The 17,129-nt window shown below is 72.9% G+C and carries 11 protein-coding genes and 1 tRNA gene; 10 read left to right on the top strand and 2 right to left on the bottom strand.

What is annotated here, in order from left to right; genetic code table 11:
* Nucleotides 1–76 precede the first annotated feature (76 nt).
* Nucleotides 77–1,963: a S8 family serine peptidase gene (locus tag VF202_04375; protein HEX7039329.1), complete on the top strand. Its 1,887-nt coding sequence runs from the start codon at nucleotides 77–79 to the stop codon at nucleotides 1,961–1,963.
* A 7-nt stretch (nucleotides 1,964–1,970) separates the two neighbouring features.
* Nucleotides 1,971–4,193: a SulP family inorganic anion transporter gene (locus VF202_04370; GenBank protein ID HEX7039328.1), complete on the top strand. Its 2,223-nt coding sequence runs from the start codon at nucleotides 1,971–1,973 to the stop codon at nucleotides 4,191–4,193.
* 155 nt (nucleotides 4,194–4,348) lie between these two features.
* Here VF202_04370 and VF202_04365 read toward each other — a convergent pair whose 3' ends face one another.
* Nucleotides 4,349–6,166: an ABC transporter ATP-binding protein gene (locus VF202_04365; GenBank protein ID HEX7039327.1), complete on the bottom strand. Its 1,818-nt coding sequence runs from the start codon at nucleotides 6,164–6,166 to the stop codon at nucleotides 4,349–4,351.
* Entirely contained in the window at nucleotides 6,166–8,067 is a 1,902-nt protein-coding gene (locus tag VF202_04360; protein HEX7039326.1) for an ABC transporter ATP-binding protein, read from the bottom strand. Before VF202_04360 ends, VF202_04365 begins: the two co-directional genes overlap by 1 nt.
* 67 nt (nucleotides 8,068–8,134) lie before the next feature.
* Here VF202_04360 and VF202_04355 point away from each other — a divergent pair, with 67 nt between their 5' ends.
* From VF202_04355 to VF202_04320, 8 genes are all read left to right on the top strand, one after another.
* A complete protein-coding gene (locus VF202_04355; GenBank protein ID HEX7039325.1) occupies nucleotides 8,135–9,352 on the top strand; it encodes an ROK family transcriptional regulator in 1,218 nt (405 codons plus the stop codon).
* Nucleotides 9,353–9,373: 21 nt separating this feature from the next.
* Nucleotides 9,374–10,711: an extracellular solute-binding protein gene (locus VF202_04350; protein ID HEX7039324.1), complete on the top strand. Its 1,338-nt coding sequence runs from the start codon at nucleotides 9,374–9,376 to the stop codon at nucleotides 10,709–10,711.
* 69 nt (nucleotides 10,712–10,780) lie between these two features.
* A complete protein-coding gene (locus VF202_04345) occupies nucleotides 10,781–11,719 on the top strand; it encodes a sugar ABC transporter permease (GenBank protein ID HEX7039323.1) in 939 nt (312 codons plus the stop codon).
* Nucleotides 11,719–12,822, top strand: coding sequence for a carbohydrate ABC transporter permease (locus tag VF202_04340; protein HEX7039322.1), 1,104 nt, complete (start codon nucleotides 11,719–11,721; stop codon nucleotides 12,820–12,822). Before VF202_04345 ends, VF202_04340 begins: the two co-directional genes overlap by 1 nt.
* Nucleotides 12,819–14,171, top strand: a complete 1,353-nt coding sequence (locus VF202_04335; GenBank protein HEX7039321.1) for a glycoside hydrolase family 2 TIM barrel-domain containing protein — start codon at nucleotides 12,819–12,821, stop codon at nucleotides 14,169–14,171. The genes VF202_04340 and VF202_04335 overlap by 4 nt, the downstream gene beginning before the upstream one ends.
* A gap of 37 nt (nucleotides 14,172–14,208) precedes the next feature.
* The gene (locus tag VF202_04330; protein ID HEX7039320.1) at nucleotides 14,209–15,570 is read left to right on the top strand and encodes a GH1 family beta-glucosidase; all 1,362 of its coding nucleotides are present in this window, start codon (nucleotides 14,209–14,211) and stop codon (nucleotides 15,568–15,570) included.
* Between the two features lie 110 nt (nucleotides 15,571–15,680).
* Nucleotides 15,681–16,877, top strand: a complete 1,197-nt coding sequence (locus VF202_04325; GenBank protein ID HEX7039319.1) for a trypsin-like peptidase domain-containing protein — start codon at nucleotides 15,681–15,683, stop codon at nucleotides 16,875–16,877.
* 68 nt (nucleotides 16,878–16,945) lie between these two features.
* A tRNA-Arg gene (locus VF202_04320) sits at nucleotides 16,946–17,022 on the top strand.
* Nucleotides 17,023–17,129 lie beyond the last annotated feature (107 nt).

Genomic DNA, 17,129 nt, shown 5'->3' with positions numbered 1-17,129 from the left:
GACGGCTTCAGCGCTCGCTCCCTGAGGCGGGCGCCGCTGGGCCCGCCGCGCGGGCCGCCGTCGGGGGAGGTCTGGGATGTCGGATAGCAGGAGCGGAACGCGCGCCACCGCGCGCCTCGTGGTCGTGGCGGTGGCCGTCATGCTGGCGTCGACCGCCTGCCAGACCGCGACGGTCGACCCGGCGGCCGAGCGCCTCAAGGAGGCCATCGAGGAGGGCGTGGACCTCGCGGGCTTCAAGCCCGACGAGTCGCTGCGCGCCCGCTTCCTGCCCCCCGTGGGCGCGGCCAACCCCAGGGGCGAGTTCGTCGTGGGCATGCCCCTCGAGGTCGCCGCGTTCGCCCTGGCGCCCGGCGACGGGGAGGCCGTGGGCGAGCCCCTCGGCCCCGTGCTCGGCACCGCGTTGGGCGGCGTAACGTTCGCCGGCGACACCTACACGCTCACCTGGCCCGTGCTCGACCCGAACGTCGCCGAGCGCGTGCGCCTCGAGATACGCATGCCCGGCTCGGGCGGTTCTCCCGTCTGCGGCGAGGCGGCCGGCGAGTGCCTCGGCTTCCTCGACGTGCGGATCGTCGAGCGGGGCGGGCCCGGCCGCGGCGGCGGCGACAGCGAGCCGCTGATCACGGTCCCCTCCGGAGGCTCGTTCACGGTGAGGTTCAAGGTCCTGGTCCCCGAGTCGATCGAGGGCCTGGCGGAGCTGTCCGGCCAGGGCGGCCTCGACGTCGAGCACGGCAACTGCCCGGCCAGCGAGGTGTCGCTGCCCGGCCAGGGGCTGCAGGCCGTCGGCGCGGGCCTCCAGGCCGTGGGCGCCGGCCTCCAGGCCGTCGGCGCCGGCGGGCTGTTCGTGGCCAGCGTCGGCGCGCTGGAGAGCGAGGCACTCAGCGTCCAGGACGTCGTCGACGCCTTCCAGGGCCTCGGCGCGGCGGAGCACGACGTCATGCTCGTCGTCCTCGACGACTTCGGCGGCGTCTACGACCTCCCCTTCGCTCTCACCGACCGCGACCTCGCGGCCCTGAGCGACGAGGCGCTGGCGGCGCTCGCCGCTGACGGCAGGATCAGCCACGGCGCGATCGTGCTCCACGAGGTGGTCGCGCTGCTCACCGCCGCGCTCGGCGACGGCGTCGCGGGGACCGAGGCGAGCCTGGGCGGCGCGCCCTACGTGGAGTTCTCCTCCTACGGCGAGGGGCCGCGGGTACGCGTGCAGGCCGTCGACGCGCGCTCGGCCGCTGGGGACATCGACACCGACGAGGCCGCCCGCGCCCTCGAGGACGCGCTGACGACGGCGCGGGGGCTCGGCTTCCAGCGGGTCGTCGTGAACATGAGCTTCGGCGTGGTGCCCTGCGGCGTCCTCGAGGACTTCGCTCGGTCGGAGGAGGTCACGTTCGACGAGTACGTGGCGGCCCTGCTGGGGCTCAACGGCGTCTCGGGCGCGACCGCCGACGAGCTCGCCGAGGAGCTGCACCTGCCCGTGGAGCTGGCCTCAGACCCCTTCTTCGCCGCCCTCGCCTGCCCGCCCACGGGCGGCGCGACCTGCGGCACGGGTCTCGACTCCGTCGTGTTCGTCGCGGCCTCTGGCAACTACGGCCAGGGCTTCCCGCTCTTCCCCGCCGCCCTCGCCGGCGTCGTGAGCGTCGGCTCGCAGGGGGTGGACGGCGGTGCCCTGGTGGCCACGGCGTCGGACTTCTCGAACGCCGCCGCGGTGCTCGCGCCCGGCGACCTCGTCGTGGTCCGCACGCAGGGCCGGCTCGGCCTGGCGCTGGCGGGCACCTCCTTCGCCGCACCGGTCGTCGCGTCGTTCGCGGCCCTCGACCAGCAGGCGCAGCAGCCGGTGTGCGCGGGCGGCGACCCCGCCGACCCCGTGGGCTCCCCCGCCGCGCTGGCCGTCCAGGACCTGGACGAGCTGCCGCTGCTGCCGGGGTTCGCGGCGGGCGGTGACAGCGCGCTAGTGAGCCTCTGCGGAGGCTGAGCCTGAGGTGACGAGCGACCTGTCGCACGCGCCCGCGGGTCCGCGGGCCGTGCGAGCGCGGGCGGCGGGCCTGCTCACCGACCTCGGCGCGGCGGTGGTCGTCGCGGCCGTAGCCTTCACGATCTCGGTGTCGGTGGGCACGCTGGTCTTCGGCGCCGCCGGTCCCGAGCACACGGCCGCCGGCGTCGGCCTGGCGCTGGCCAGCGGCTTCGTGGTCATGACGGCCGTGGCCCTCCTGGGCTCGCTGCCCGGGGCCGTCGCCTCCACGCAGGACACGCCGGCCGCGATCGTCGCCGCCGCGGCCGCCGCCGTCGGCGCCGGCGGCGCGCTGGCCGGCGCGCCCGCGGCGAGCTTCGCCACCGTGGCCGCGCTCTCCGGGCTCACGACGCTCGCCACGGGCCTCGCCTTCATCACCGTCGGCTGGCTGCGCCTGGGGGCGCTGGTGCGCTTCCTCCCCTACCCGGTGATGGGGGGCTTCCTCGCCGGCACCGGCTGGCTGCTGCTCCTCGGCGGCGTCAGCGTGATGACCGGCCGGCACGTGGACCTCGCCCACCTCGGCACCGCCTTCGGGCCCGGCTGGTGGTACAGGGTCGCCCCCGGCCTGGCGCTGGCCGTCCTCCTCCTGGTGCTGATGCGGCGCGTGCGCTCGCCCGTGGCCTTCCCCCTCGTCGTGGCCTCGGCGGTCGGGGCCTTCTACCTGGTCCTGGCCGTCTCCGGCGCCGACCTGGCGACCTGGCGCGCGTCCGGCCTGCTGCTCGAGGGCACCGGCGGGCGCGGCCTGCTGCTGCCCTTCCGGCCGTCGATGCTGGCCGACGTCGACTGGCCGCTGCTGGCCTCCCAGCTCCCGGCCCTGGCCGCGGTGCCCGTGCTGGCGCTCGTGGCCACGCTGCTCAACGTCACGGCCGCCGAGCTGCAGGCCGGCGGGCGCGTCGACCTCGACAGGCAGCTGCGGGCGGCGGGCTTCGGCAACCTCGTGGCCGGCTCGTTCGGCGGGCTGGTCGGTTACCACGTGATCTCGCTGACCGAGCTGAACCGCCGCGCCGGGCGCGGCACGCGCGCGTCGGTGCTGATCGCCGCGGCGCTGGTGCTGGCGGCCCTCCTCTTCGGCGGCACCGCCGTGGGGTACCTGCCCCGGGCGGTGATCGGCGCCGTGGTGTCGTACCTCGGCCTGGAGTTCCTCTACGACTGGCTCGTCACCGAGCGGCGGCGCCTGGCGACCCTGGAGTACGCGATCGTCCTCGCGATCCTCCTCGTCATCGCCCTGGTGGGGTTCCTGCAGGGCGTCGCCCTCGGCCTAGTGCTGACCGTGCTGCTGTTCGTAGTCAGCTACGGGCGCATCGACCCCGTCAGGTACGCCGCCGGCGGCGCCGAGCTGAGGAGCCGCGTGCGCCGCTCGCCCGCCGAGGAGGCGGCCCTGGCCGCCGCCGCTGACGGCCTGCTCGTGCTGCAGCTCCAGGGCTTCCTGTTCTTCGGCACCACCTCGCGCGTCCTGGAGCGGGTGGAGGCCGCGTGGCGCGAGCGCCGCGTCGACACGGTCGTCCTCGACCTCGGTCGGGTCACGGGCATCGACGCCAGCGGCCTGATGGCGCTGCGGACGCTCCACCGGCGCGCCGAGGCGCAGGGCTGCCGACTCTGGCTGGCCGAGGCGCCCGCGTCCGTCGCCGCGGCGATCGACCGCGCCGGCGGCGACGCCGCCGGGTTGCGGCGGTTCCCGACCGTGGACGCGGCTCTGGAGGAGCGCGAGGCTGGGGTGCTGGCGGCCGCCGCTCTGCCCGCGGCGGACGACGCCGGCGGCCCCGAGGCCGCGCTCGCCGACCTGCTGGCCGGCTCCGGCCTGGAGACCGTCGCGCTGGAGCCGTACCTGCAGCGCGTCGAGCTGGCGGCGGGCCAGCGCCTGTTCGCGCAGGGCGACGAGGCCGGCGCGCTCTACCTCGTCGCGTCGGGGCGCCTCTCGACCCTGCGGTCGCTGGGCGGCGCCGAGCCGGAGCGCCTCGAGACGATGGGCCAGGGACACGCCGTGGGCGAGGTCGGGCTTCTCACCGGCGCCGGACGCGGCGCGACCGTGCGCGCCGACGAGCCCTCGGTCGTCTACCGCCTGACGCGGGACGCCCTCGAGCGCATGGGGCGCGAGGACCCGCGCGCCGCCGCCGCGGTCTACGCCTGGCTGGCGCGGCGCATGGCCGGGCGCATCGGGCACCTCGTCGCGACCGTCGAGGCGCTGCGCCGCTGAGGCGTCCACGTCGCCCGCGGGAGGCGGGCCAAGCGCGGCGGCTGCCGCGGCTCGGCTCCGGGCCGCGCGGCGAGGGCGCGGGCGGCCCACCCGCGAGCGCACGTACCCGTACCACAGGGCGCGGGCGGCCCTTCCGGCGAGCGCGCCGAGCGGGACTAGGGCGCCGCCAGTGGGTCGTAGTCCGGGGACTGATGCCGGAAGTACGTCTGGTAGAGCTCGGCGTAGTGGCCGCCGCGCGCCATCAGCGCGTCGTGCGTGCCCTCCTCGATGACCTCGCCCTCGCGCAGCACGAGGATGCGGTCGGCGCCCTTGATCGTGGACAGGCGGTGGGCGATGACGATCGAGGTGCGGTCCGAGAGCACGACCTCGAGCCCCTCCTGGATCTGCGCCTCGGTGAGCGGGTCGACGCTGGCCGTGGCCTCATCGAGGATCAGGATGCTCGGGTCCTGCAGCAGGACGCGGGCCATCGCGATGAGCTGCCGCTGGCCCATCGAGACGGCGCGGCCGCCCTCGCCGACGTCGGTGTCGAGCCCGTTGGGCAGGGCCTCGAGCCAGTCGCCGCCGCCGATGCGGCGCGCGGCGCGCACGACCTCGTCGTCGCTCGCCTCGGGCCTGGCGTAGCGGACGTTGTCGCGCACCGTGCCGGAGAACAGGAAGGGCGTCTGCTGGACGATGCCGAGCTGCCTCCTGTAGGCGGCGAGGTCGAGCTCGCGGACGTCGACGCCGTCGACGAGGATGCTCCCGCCCTGGAACTCGTAGAAGCGCGCGATGAGCTTGCCGATCGACGACTTGCCCGCGCCGGTGTGGCCGACGAGCGCGACGGTCTCCCCGGCCTCGATGACGAGGTCGAAGCCCTCGAGCACGGGCTCGTGCTCCTTGTAGCGGAAGTCCACGCCGCGGAACTCGATGCGCCCCGCCAGGCGGCCGGGGTCGCGCGCGCCCACCTGGCGCACGCGCGGCTCGGCGTCGATGAGGGCGAAGACGCGCTCGCTGGCCGAGAGCCCGAGCTGGAACTGGCTCCAGAACGAGGCGATGCTGGTGAGCGGGAACCAGATCAGCGCCAGCGCCTCGACGAACAGGAACCACTGGCCGGGCGTGATCGCGCCGCCCAGGACCCTGGTGCCGCCGAAGTAGACGATCAGCGCGGTGCCGATGCCGGAGATCACGCCGAGCACCGGGAAGATCGCCGAGAACGTGAGGCCCTGCAGCAGGTTGAGGCGGTAGGACTGGCGGTTGACGCCGCCGAAGCGCTCGTAGACCGCCTGCTCCTGCCGGAACGCCTTGGCGACCGCGATGCCCGTCAGCGACTCCTGCACGTTCGCGTTGACCTCGGCGAGCACGCGCCTGGCCTGCTGGGTCACGCGCCTGGCGATGCGCCTGAAGGCCAGCGCCACGGCCACGACGACGGGCGCTATGGCGAACGCCAGCAGCGCCAGCCGGCCGTCGACGTAGACGAGCACCCCGAAGAGGATCCCCACCTGCAGCACCTGGCTGACGAGGTTCAGCGTCAGCGTGACGACCTGCGAGAAGTCCTGGGTGTCGGAGGTCACGCGGCTCACCACGCGGCCGGTGGAGAACTCGTCGTAGAACGAGAGGTCGCGCGCCATGACGGCGTCGAAGGCGTCGCGCCGCAGCTTGAGCACCACGTCGCCCACGGCCCGGGCCGAGAGCCACTGCCGCACGTAGTTGAAGGACCACGAGAGCACCGCGGCGCCGAGGAACGCCGCGATCAGCCCGCCCGCGCGGGACCACAGCTCGCCGGAGGCCACGCCGCCCTCGAGCCTGTCGATCGCGACCGAGACGATGACCGGCAGCAGCGCGTCGAGCGCCGCGACGAAGAACACGGCCAGGCCGGCGACGAGCATCGCCCAGAGGTAGGGCCTGAAGTAGGAGGCGATGCGCCCGAGGAGCTGCCTGTCGCTGTACTCGCGGTCGTACGCCTCGGCCGCGAGGCCGTCCATGATGAAGCCCATCAGTCGTACCTCGCGAAGATCCGGCGGTAGAGGTGGTCGCGGCGCATGAGCTCCTCGTGCGTGCCCTGGTCGACGAGGCGGCCGCCGTGCACGACGAGCACGAGGTCGGCCTTCCTGATCTGCGAGAGCCTGTGGGTGATCATCAGCGTGGTGCGGCCGCCCTTGACCCTGTTGATCGCCCGCTGGATCTGGTCCTCGGTGGCGCTGTCGACGGCGGAGGTCGAGTCGTCGAGGACGAGGATGCGGGGGTCCGTGAGGAGGGCCCTGGCGATCGCCAGGCGCTGGCGCTGGCCGCCCGAGAGCGTGACGCCGCGCTCGCCGATGACGGTCTCGTAGCCGTCGTGCAGGGCCGTGATGAAGTCGTGCGCCTGCGCGGCCTTGGCCGCCGCGACGACGTTCTCGCGCGTGGCCACCGTGCCCAGGCCGAAGCCGATGTTCTCCGCGATCGACCTGGAGAAGAGGAAGACGTCCTGCTCGATCACCGAGACCTGCGACCTGAGGGCGTCGAGGTCCCACTCGCGGACGTCGACGCCGTCGACGAGGATGCTGCCAGACGAGACGTCGTAGATGCGGTTCACGAGCTTCGTGATCGTGCTCTTGCCCGAGCCCGTCTGGCCCACGATCGCCACGGTCTGGCCCGGCTCGACGCGGAAGCTCACGCCGGTGAGGGCCTCCTTGCCCTCGTCGGACCCCTCGTAGGCGAACGAGACGTCCCTGAACTCGATCGCGCCGCGGATCTTGCCGGCGTAGCCGGACTCGTTGCGGTCCATGTCGACCTCGGCGTTGATCAGCTCGAGGATGCGCTTCGCGCCGGCCAGGCCCATCTGGACCAGCGAGAACGTGAAGATCGAGATGAACGCGGGGAAGCGCAGGGCGCCCATCAGCCCCATGTAGGCGACGAGCTCGCCCGTGGTGATCTGTCCGGCGCCGAGGAGCGTGACGCCGTGGGCGAAGGCGCCGGCGATGGCCACGCCGATCAGCAGCAGCGGCAGGTAGCGGGCCTGCACGAGGCCCTGGCGGACGTAGAGGTCCCGGACCGTGCGGGCGTTGCGCTCGAACTTCTCCTTCTCCTGCGGCTCCTGCACCGTGGACTTCACGACCTCGATGCCCGTGATCGTCTCGTTCAGGCCGGCGTTGAGCACACCGAAGCGTCCGCGCAGCTCGCCCACGACGGGGTTGAGCTGGCGCATGTACGACCTCAGGGCGAAGCCGAACGCGGCGACGAAGCAGAGGGGCGCGACCAGCAGCCGCGGGTCGATCGTCGCTATGAACACGAGCGGCACGACGAGGCTCAGGCCCGACTCGGTGATCAGCGAGACGCCGGGGTTCATCATCGGGTTGAGCTGCCTGACGTCGTTCGCGGCCCTGGCCATGAGGTCGCCGACCCGCTGCCTGTTGTGGAACGTCTGGCTCTTGCCCAGCAGGGCCTGGTAGAGCTCGTCGCGCGCGTCGCGCTCGAGGCGCTGTCCCAGCGTCTCGATCGAGAACGCCTGGCCGATGTCGGTCAGCGCCCGCAGCGCCACGACGCCGAGGATCGCCAGCGACGCCCGCGCCAGGGCCTCGGCGCCGGCGCCGCCCAGCACGACGTCGAAGGCCCGACCGGTCAGGCGGGGCACCGCCGAGAACAGCACAGAGTTCCCCACCGCCCCGACGACGAAGACGCCGAGGAGGTGCCAGTAGCGCAGCAGGTGCGACACGACCCAGCGCAGGGGCGAGCGCCTGTCGTAGCGGTACGCGCCGGCGACGGCGAACTCCCCGGGGCCCGTGCGGTCGAACGTCGTGCTGGCCAGCGCCACCCCTGACCTCCAGAGCGCCAAGCCTATAACGGCGGCCGCGCCCCCGGCGCGCACGTGCCCGACCAGGCCCTCGAGGCCGACGAGCGCGCGGTTGACATTTCGCAATCAATTTGATGAAATAAACCATCCTTCTCATCCGCCGCGGCCGTCGCCGGCTCGGACGGAGGCTCTGGTGCTCAAAGGCACGAACCTGGAGCACGCGCGGGTCCACAACCTGCGCACCGTGCTCGAGACCTTGAGGCTGCACGGCCCGCTGTCGCGCGCCGACGTCGCGAAGCGGTCCGGCCTCACCCCGCAGACCGTGAGCAACCTGGTCGGCGAGCTGATCGCCCGCGGCCTGGTGCGCGAGAGCGGCCAGCGCCAGGGCGCGCGCGGGCGCTCCCCCACCCTGCTCTCGGTGCGCGAGGGCGGCGCCTACAGCATCGGCCTCGACCTCGACCGCGGCCACCTCACCGGCCTGCTGATCGACCTGTCAGGCGAGGTGCGCGCTCGCGTGCACGTCGAGCGCGGCTTCCCCAGCCCCGACGAGGCCGTCGACCTGGTCGTCGCGGCCGTGGAGGAGCTCGCCGACGAGGTCGACCCGCGCCGCCTGTGGGGCGTCGGCATCGGCTTCCCAGGGCCCCTCCGCATCTCGGACGGCGCCGTGGACAACGTCATCAACCCGGAGGGCTTCCCCGGCTGGGAGAGCGTCTCGGTGCGGGCGCTGCTGTCCAAGCGCCTCTCGCCTCCCGTCTTCCTCGAGAACAACGCCACGGCGGCGGCCCTCGGCGAGGGCTACTACGGCGTCGGCGCCGGCCTCTCCTCGTACTTCTACTGCTTCCTCGGCGTCGGCCTGGGCGGCGCGATCGTCGTCGGCGGCCGGGCCGTGCGCGGCTGGCAGGGCAACGCCGGCGAGCTCGGCTACCTGCCCGCGCAGCCGGGGGCCTCCGCCGACCACCTCGGGCGCCGCTTCGACATGTTCCGCCTCTACCAGCGCCTCGCCGACGCCGGCGTCGAGGCGGCCAGCTACGGCGACCTCGCCAGGCTCCTCGAGCGTGGCGAGCCGCTGGTCCTCGAGTGGCTCGACCGGGCCGCGGACGGCCTCGCGCCCGCGCTCGTCGCCGCCGAGTACCTCCTCGACCCCGAGGCCGTGGTCGTGGGCGGCGCCTGGGAGAGGCCTCTCGTCGACGCTCTCGTCGCCCGTCTCGAGGCCCGCCTGCCGCGCCTCCGCTCGCCCCTCATACCCTCGAGCGCCAGGCTGCTCACCGCCGACCTGGGCGCCGACGCCGTCGCCCGCGGCGTGGCCACGCTCCCGCTCCAGGAGCTCTTGGCGCCGTTCCCCACCTCGACCCCCGAGGCCGGGGGGAGGCGCTCCCACCCCTACGAACACCCGCTGGTGGCGGTCAGGTGACCGCCGGGAAGGACGTGTGAGATGGGCAGGAGACTGGCAGCAGTACTGACGGCGTTGCTGGCGGGGGCGGCCCTGGCCCAGCCGGTGACCATCACCTGGTTCGTCGGCCTCGGCGCCGGCGCGCAGCCCGAGCAGAAGGCCGCGCAGGACGCGATCGTGGAACGCTTCAACGCCACCCACGACGACATCCAGCTCGAGATCGTCTACGTCACGAACGAGGTCTCGGTCACCACCCTATCGACGCTCATCGCCACCGGCGAGGCGCCCGACATCGTGGGTCCTGTGGGCGGCGCCGGCTCGGCCGCCTTCGCCGGGAACTTCCTCGACCTCGAGCCCCTGATCGAGGCGGACGGTTACGACCTGAGCCAGTTCCCCGAGGCGGCCGTGGACAACCAGCGCACCGCCGACGGGCTCATCGGCATACCGTTCGCGAGCTTCCCCGCCTTCCTCTACTACCGGCCGGCGCTGTTCGACGAGGCCGGGCTCGAGTACCCGCCCAGCGAGATCGGCGCGCCGTACCACCTGGACGGGCAGGAGGTCCCGTGGGACGTCGACACGCTGACCGAGGTGGCCAGGCGCCTCACCGTCGACGCCAACGGCTACGACGCCACCCAGCCGGAGTTCGACCCCTCGCAGACCGTGCAGTGGGGCTTCACGAACCAGTGGGCCGGCGCCGGCGCCGCGCGCCAGAACGTCACGCTGTTCGGCCCCGGCCTGATGGTCGACGAGCAGGGCAACGCCCAGATGCCGGAGAACTGGCGCGAGGGCTGGCGCTGGTACTACGACGCGATCTGGACGTACCACTTCATGCCGTCGGCCGACGAGGACGGCTCCGACCTGCTGGCGGCCGGCAACGCGTTCGAGTCCGGCAACGTGGCCATGGCGCAGTCGCACCTCTGGTACACCTGCTGCCTCACCGGCACCGAGTGGAACATCGCGGCGCTGCCCTCGTACGACGGCACCGTCACGGCCAGGCTCCACGCCGACACCTTCAGGATCATGAAGCAGACGGAGCACCCGGAGGAGGCGTTCGAGGTCCTCAAGTACCTGACCGGCGAGGCGTCGCTGGACCTCCTCGCCGTCTACGGCGGCATGCCCACGCGACCCGGCGACCAGGCGGCGTTCTTCGCCGGCCTCGACGAGCGCTTCCCGCAGGGCGTCGACTGGTCGGTCGCGCAGGCGCACGTGGCCTACGCCGACGTGCCGAGCCACGAGACCCCCATGCCGAACCACAACAAGGCCAACGACAGGCTCGACCAGTTCAAGTCCCTGCTCGACAGCCAGCCGGGGCTGGACGTCGACGCCGAGATAGATAAGCTCGTGGCAGACCTGCAGGTCATCTTCGACGAGGTCCGCTAGCCGCGGGACGCCGGCGGCCGGCCGCGGGCCCCCTGGTTCGCGGCCGGCCGCCGAGGAGGGATGGCGACCATGAGCACGTACCCCGCGCGGGCCCGCGGCAGGCTCTCGCCGCGGGCGCGCGAGCAGCGCCTCTGGGGGTGGGTCTTCCTCTCGCCGTGGGTGATCGGGTTCCTGGCGTTCACGGTCCTGCCGATCCTGGCCTCGCTCGTCTTCTCGTTCACCGACTTCAAGCTCACCGCCCCCGAGGACGTCTCCTTCGTGGGGCTGGACAACTACCGCCAGCTCTTCGTCGACCCGCTCGTGAAGGTGTCGCTGGGCGTGACGCTGAGGTTCGCGCTGATCTCGCTGCCCATCGCCATCGTCCTGCCCGTGCTGCTGGCCTCGCTGCTCGACAGCAAGTGGCTGGCGGGCAAGCCGCTGTTCCGCACGCTCTTCTACATGCCCTACGTCGTGCCCGTGGTCTCGGCGATCTTCATCTGGCAGGGCGTCCTCAACGCGCAGACCGGCTGGCTCAACAGGCTGCTCAGGCTCGTCGGCGTGCCGGGCCCCAACTGGCTCGACGACGTCAACTGGATCTACCCCGCGCTCGTGATCATCGGCCTGTGGGGCCTCGGCAACGCGTTCCTCATCACCCTGGCGAGCATGCAGGCGGTGCCGACGGCGTACTACGAGGCCGCGCTCGTCGACGGCGCCGGCCCCTTCGCGCGCTTCCGGCACATCACGCTCCCGCTGATCTCGCCGGTGATCTTCTACAACCTCGTCCTGGCCGTGATCGGCCTGATGCGGTACTTCGAGGTGCCGTTCATCCTCTCGAACGGCACGGGCCGGCCGGGCAGCTCGACGATGTTCTTCAACATCCACTTCTACAAGACGAGCTTCGTGTTCTTCGACATGGGCTACGGCTCGGCGCTGGCCTGGCTGCTCTTCGCGATCACGATGGCCTTCACGGGCCTGCTGTTCTACAGCGCCAGGTACTGGGTCTTCTACGCGGCCGAGGAGCGGAGCTGATGGCCGTCACCCGGAGCGCCGGCGCCTACCCGACGCTGGCCGGCTCCTACGCCAACACCGCCCCGCACTACCGCCGCGCCCTCAGGCGCATGGGCCTCACGGCCACGGTGACGCTCTTCGCCACGATGCTGCTCACCGCCTACCTGATGCCCTTCGCCTACATGGTCGTGACGTCGTTCAAGGACCGCGACCAGATCGTGGCCAGCGCCACCGGCCCCGTGCTGCCCGTCGACCCGAAGACCGTCGAGGTGGGCGGCAAGCAGGTGCCCGTTTACCGCGTGCCGCTCGAGGACGGGGTCAGGGAGCTCGCCCTCGTGCGGCCCGGCCGCCGCGAGAGCGTCTTCGTCGACCCGGACGACCCCACCGGCGCCGAGGTCACCTGGGAGGGCTCGTGGCGGACGCTCACGCCCGTCTACGTGTGGGCGCCGCGCACCGGCAACTTCGCCGAGGTGTGGAACGGCATCGCCTTCCCGCGCCTGCTGTTCAACACCGCGTTCATCGCGTTCACCGGCATGATCGGCACGCTCGTCTCGTGCGTGATGGTCGCCTACGCCTTCGCGCGCTTCCCGCTCCCCTTCAAGGGCGCGCTGTTCATGGTGCTGATCGCGACGATCATCCTGCCGAAGCAGGTGCTGCTCGTGCCCACCTACGCCTTCTTCGACGCGATCGGCTGGACCGGTACCTGGCTGCCCCTGATCGTGCCCCACTTCTTCGCGAACGCCTTCAACGTGTTCCTGCTCAGGCAGTACTTCATGCAGCTCCCCAGGGAGCTCGACGAGGCGGCGCAGATCGACGGCGCCGGGCCGCTCAGGGTGCTCACTTCGGTGATCGTCCCGCAGTCGTACCCGGTGATCATCGCCGTGGCGCTCTTCCACATCGTCTTCGCCTGGAACGACTACTTCGAGCCTCTCCTCTACACGCTGGGGCGCCCCGAGCTCCAGCCGATCTCGGTGGGGATCCAGCAGTTCAACTTCATCTACTCCCAGCAGCCGCACCTGATCCAGGCCACCGCGCTGCTCGGCATGGTCGTGCCCGTGGCGCTGTTCTTCTTCTCGCAGCGCTTCTTCATGCGCGGCATCGTGATCACGGGCGTGGAGAAGTGAGCGAGGGTCCGCCGGGAGGCGGCGAGCCGCAGGGGCCGCACGGCGCGGCCCCGCCGCCGGCGCCGCCCGGGGCGTCCGCGGCCGGCGGTCCGCGGGCGGCGGGCGCGTCGGACGGGGCACCGTTCGCGCTCGGCGTGAACTACTGGCCGCGGCGCAAGGCGATGCGTTGGTGGCGCGACTTCGACGCCGCCGAGGTCGAGGACGAGCTCGCGCTGATCGCCTCGCTGGGACTGAGCCTGGTCAGGGTCTTCCTCCTGTGGGAGGACTGGCAGCCGCGCCCCGACGCCGTCTCCGGCGCCTGCCTGGCGCACCTGGAGCGCGTGTGCGACGCCGCCGAGAGGCACGGCCTCGGGCTCGTCGTCACGTTCTTCACCGGCCACATGAGCGGACCGAACTGGGCGCCTCCCTGGGCGCTGGTGCCGCCGGAGCGGGGCGCGCGCAGCGGCGGGCGCCCGCCGCGTCAGGTCGTCAGCGGCGGCGGGCCCGTGAGCGCCGGCTACCGCGACCCCTACGACGACCCCGTGATGCGCGCGGCGCAGGAGAGGCTGCTCACGGAGGTCGTCACCGACCTCAGGGGCCACGCCGCGCCGCGGTTGTGGAGCCTCGGCAACGAGCCCGACCTCTTCGCCTGGCCGGCCCGCCCCGGCGCCGGGCGCGCCTGGGTGCGCGACATGGCCGCGCTCGTCAGGCGCCTCGACCCCGCCAGGCCCGTCACGTGCGGGCTCCACGTCGCCAGCCTCCTCGAGGACAACGGCCTGCGCGCCGACGAGGTCTTCGCCGAGGCGGACGTGGCCGTCATGCACGCCTACCCGATGTACCTGTCCTGGGCGCGCCATCCCCTCGACCCCGACCTCGTGCCGTTCGCCTGCGCCCTCACCTCCGCGCTATGCGGCAAGCCCGTGCTGGCCGAGGAGTGGGGCGGGTGCACGGCGCCGCCCGGCGAGCCCTCGCAGACGTGGCGCTGGACCTGCTGCGGCGAGGAGCGCGAGCAGTTCATGGCCGCGGAGGAGGACCTGGCCGGGTACGTGGCCGCGGTGCTGCCGAGGCTCGTGGCGTCCGGGGCCACGGGAGCCCTGCTGTGGTGCTTCGCCGACTACAGCGAGGACCTGTACGGCTCTCCCCCGCTCGACCAGTTCCGCCACGAGCGGCACTTCGGCCTCGTGCGCCCCGACGGCTCCCTCAAGCCCCACGCCGCGGCGGTCAAGGAGTTCACCGGCGGGGCGCCGCGCGCCAGGCAGGTCGACTGGACCTGGCTGCTCGACGTGGCGGCAGACGAGTACTACCGGGCGCCGGCGGACAACGCCCTGCGCCTCTACGAGACCTACCTTCAGCGCCTCGCCGGCGCGTGAGCGTCGGCGGGCTCCCGGCTCCCGAGGAGGGGAAGAGTTGCACGACGATCGCGGTTTCGCATGGGGCGCGGCCAGCTCGGCCTTCCAGGTCGAGGGCGCCGCCGACGTGGACGGCCGGTCGCCGTCGATCTGGGACGTCTTCTGCGCCACGCCCGGCAAGATCGACGACGGCTCGAACGCCGCGGTGGCCTGCGACGGCTACCGCCGCTGGGAGGAGGACCTCGACCTCCTCGTCGCTCTCGGCCTCAACGCCTACCGCTTCTCCGTCGCCTGGCCCCGCGTCGTGCCCGGCGGGCGCGGCCGCGTCAACCAGCCGGGCCTCGACCACTACGACAGGTTCGTCGACGGCCTCCTGACCAGGGGCCTGCGGCCGTTCCTGACCCTCTACCACTGGGACCTCCCGCAGGTCCTGCAGGAGAGAGGCGGCTGGACGAACCGCGACACCGCCTACGCCTTCGCCGACTACGCCCAGGCCGTGGCGGAGCGCCTGGGCGACAGGGTCGAGGCGTACGCGACCCTGAACGAGCCGTGGTGCAGCGCGTTCCTCGCGCACCAGCTGGGCGAGCACGCGCCGGGCGAGACGAGCCCAGAGCGGGCCCAGGCCGCCGTGCACCACCTGCTGCTGGGGCACGGTCTGGCGCTCGAGCGCCTCCGCGCCGCGGCGCCCGCGTCGAAGCACGGCATCGTCCTGAACTTCACGCCCGCGTACCCCGCCGACCCCGACGACCCGGAGCACCGCGAGGCGGCGCGGCGGCACGACGTGGCCAACCACCAGGTCTTCCTCCAGCCCCTGCTCGCGGGCTCCTACCCAGCCGAGGCCGCCGCGCAGCCCGGCTCGGCCGCCACGCACGCGCGCGACGGCGACCTGGCGGCGATCTCCGGCCGACTCGACTACCTGGGCGTCAACTACTACACGCGCGCGCTGGTTCGTCCCGCGCCCGGGTCGCCCTGGCCCCACGTGGCCGGCGTGCCGGCGCGAGGGCGGCCCCACACCGACATGGGCTGGGAGGTCTACCCGCAGGGTCTCGAGGACGTGCTGAAGCGCGTCTGGGGCGAGTCGCGGCTGCCGCTCTACGTCACCGAGAACGGCGCCGGCCTCGCCGAGCCGGCGTCGCTCGACGGCGCGGAGGCCCTGGAGGACGAGCGCCGCTGGGAGTACATCGCCGCCCACCTGGCGGCGATCGAGAGGGCGCGGGCCGCCGGCGTCGACGTCAGGGGCTACTTCGCGTGGAGCCTCCTCGACAACTTTGAGTGGGCGCGCGGCTACACCTACCGCTTCGGCCTGGTCCACGTGGACTTCGCCACCCAGCGGCGGACGCCCAAGGCCAGCGCCCACAGGTACGCCGCGCACGTGGCCGCGGCGGGCGTGCGCTCGCCCCCATCGCCCCCGACGCGCTAGTATCGGTGCGCAGACCAGAGCCAGCTCGCCGGACAAAGCAGCGCGTGGTTCCTCCGGCGCGTCCCGCGTGTCAGAACTCGGTCAGGCTCCCGGAGGTACCGTCCATGCGTATGCCACGCGCACTGATCGCCACCCTGGTGCTCGCCGGCGCCGCGCTGGCCGGCGCCCAGGGCCTGCCGCGCGACGTCAGGCTCAACATCGTGCAGGCCGTCGTCCAGATCATCCCGTACGACGAGGAGGCCGGCACCACCGTCGGCTGGTCGGGCTCGGGGACGATCATCAGCCCCAGCGGCTACGTCCTCACCAACTACCACGTCGTGGGCGACCTCTCGCTGCGGCGCTACTACGAGTGGCACGCGATCCTCGTCACCGACCCGGCGTTCACGGACCAGCCGCCCGAGCACTACTTCTGGGCGCGGTACGTGGCCGGCGACCCCACCTACGACCTCGCGGTCCTGAAGATCGTGGAGTGGTACGACGAGGAGCCCATCGGCGACGACGTCGTGTTCCCCTACGTGCTCGTCGGCGACTCGAACCAGCTCATCCCCGGCGACAGCATCACGATCGTGGGGTACCCCGGCATCTCGGGCTCGACGATCACGTTCACGGCCGGCCTGATGTCCGGCTGGGTGGGCGAGGACTTCGAGTCGGGCGGCAAGCAGTGGATCAAGACAGACGCGAAGATCGCCCACGGCAACTCCGGCGGCGGCGCCTTCGACGTCAACGGCTACCTCATCGGCGTCCCCACCGCGGGACGCACGGTCCAGTACGAGGAGCTCGACGTCGAGGAGCAGGCGTACGTCAGGCCGATAAGCCTGGCCTGGGCCCTCCTCGGCCCGCACGTGCCCGACGTCGCCCGCGCGCCCGTCGGCAACGCGAACGCCGGAGTCCCGCCCGCCCCTGGCTCGCCCGCCACGCCGGTGGCCGAACCGCCCCCAGCCTCCGTGCCGGACGGCGTCTGCAACTTCTGCATCGTCGGCGCCGTGCCGCTGGGCGGCACCGTCTCCGGCACGATCTCCGGTCAGGGCCAGGAGGCGATCAACTACCACACGTACACCGTGTTCGTCCCCGAGGGCACGCCGAGCCTGACGATCGAGCTCACGGCCGACTTCGACGTCGACTTCGCCATCAAGTACGGCTCGGAGATCCAGGACTGGGCGGACGACGGCGACTGGGCCTACCGCGACATCACCACCGCCAACGGCGGCACCTACCAGGTGACGGCGCCCACGCCCGGCACCTGGTACATCGACGTGATCTACGCCTACCCGAGCGGGGTCGCTGGGTACTCGCTCTCGGCGCGCTGACGCTGGTACTATGGGCCCGCTCCTCGGGGGCGGGCCCTGCGGCCACGGGGCCGCCCGCGGCCTCGCGTGCGCCCGTAGCTCAGCTGGACAGAGCAGGGGACTCCTAAGCCCAAGGTCACAGGTTCGAATCCTGTCGGGCGCACCAAAGCTCCAGCCTCACGGAACCGCCTGCGAGGGGAGCACCGCGGGAGTCGGACGCGCCTCCTCACGGTGCCGGGAGCCCCACCCGGAACGGGAAGCCGCCCCGCGTCG

The organism is Trueperaceae bacterium (assembly GCA_036381035.1).
In the GTDB taxonomy this organism is placed as follows: Bacteria; Deinococcota; Deinococci; order Deinococcales; family Trueperaceae; genus DASRWD01.
The sequence above is the reverse complement of the archived record's forward strand: the minus strand, read 5'-3'. Positions and strand labels throughout refer to the sequence as shown.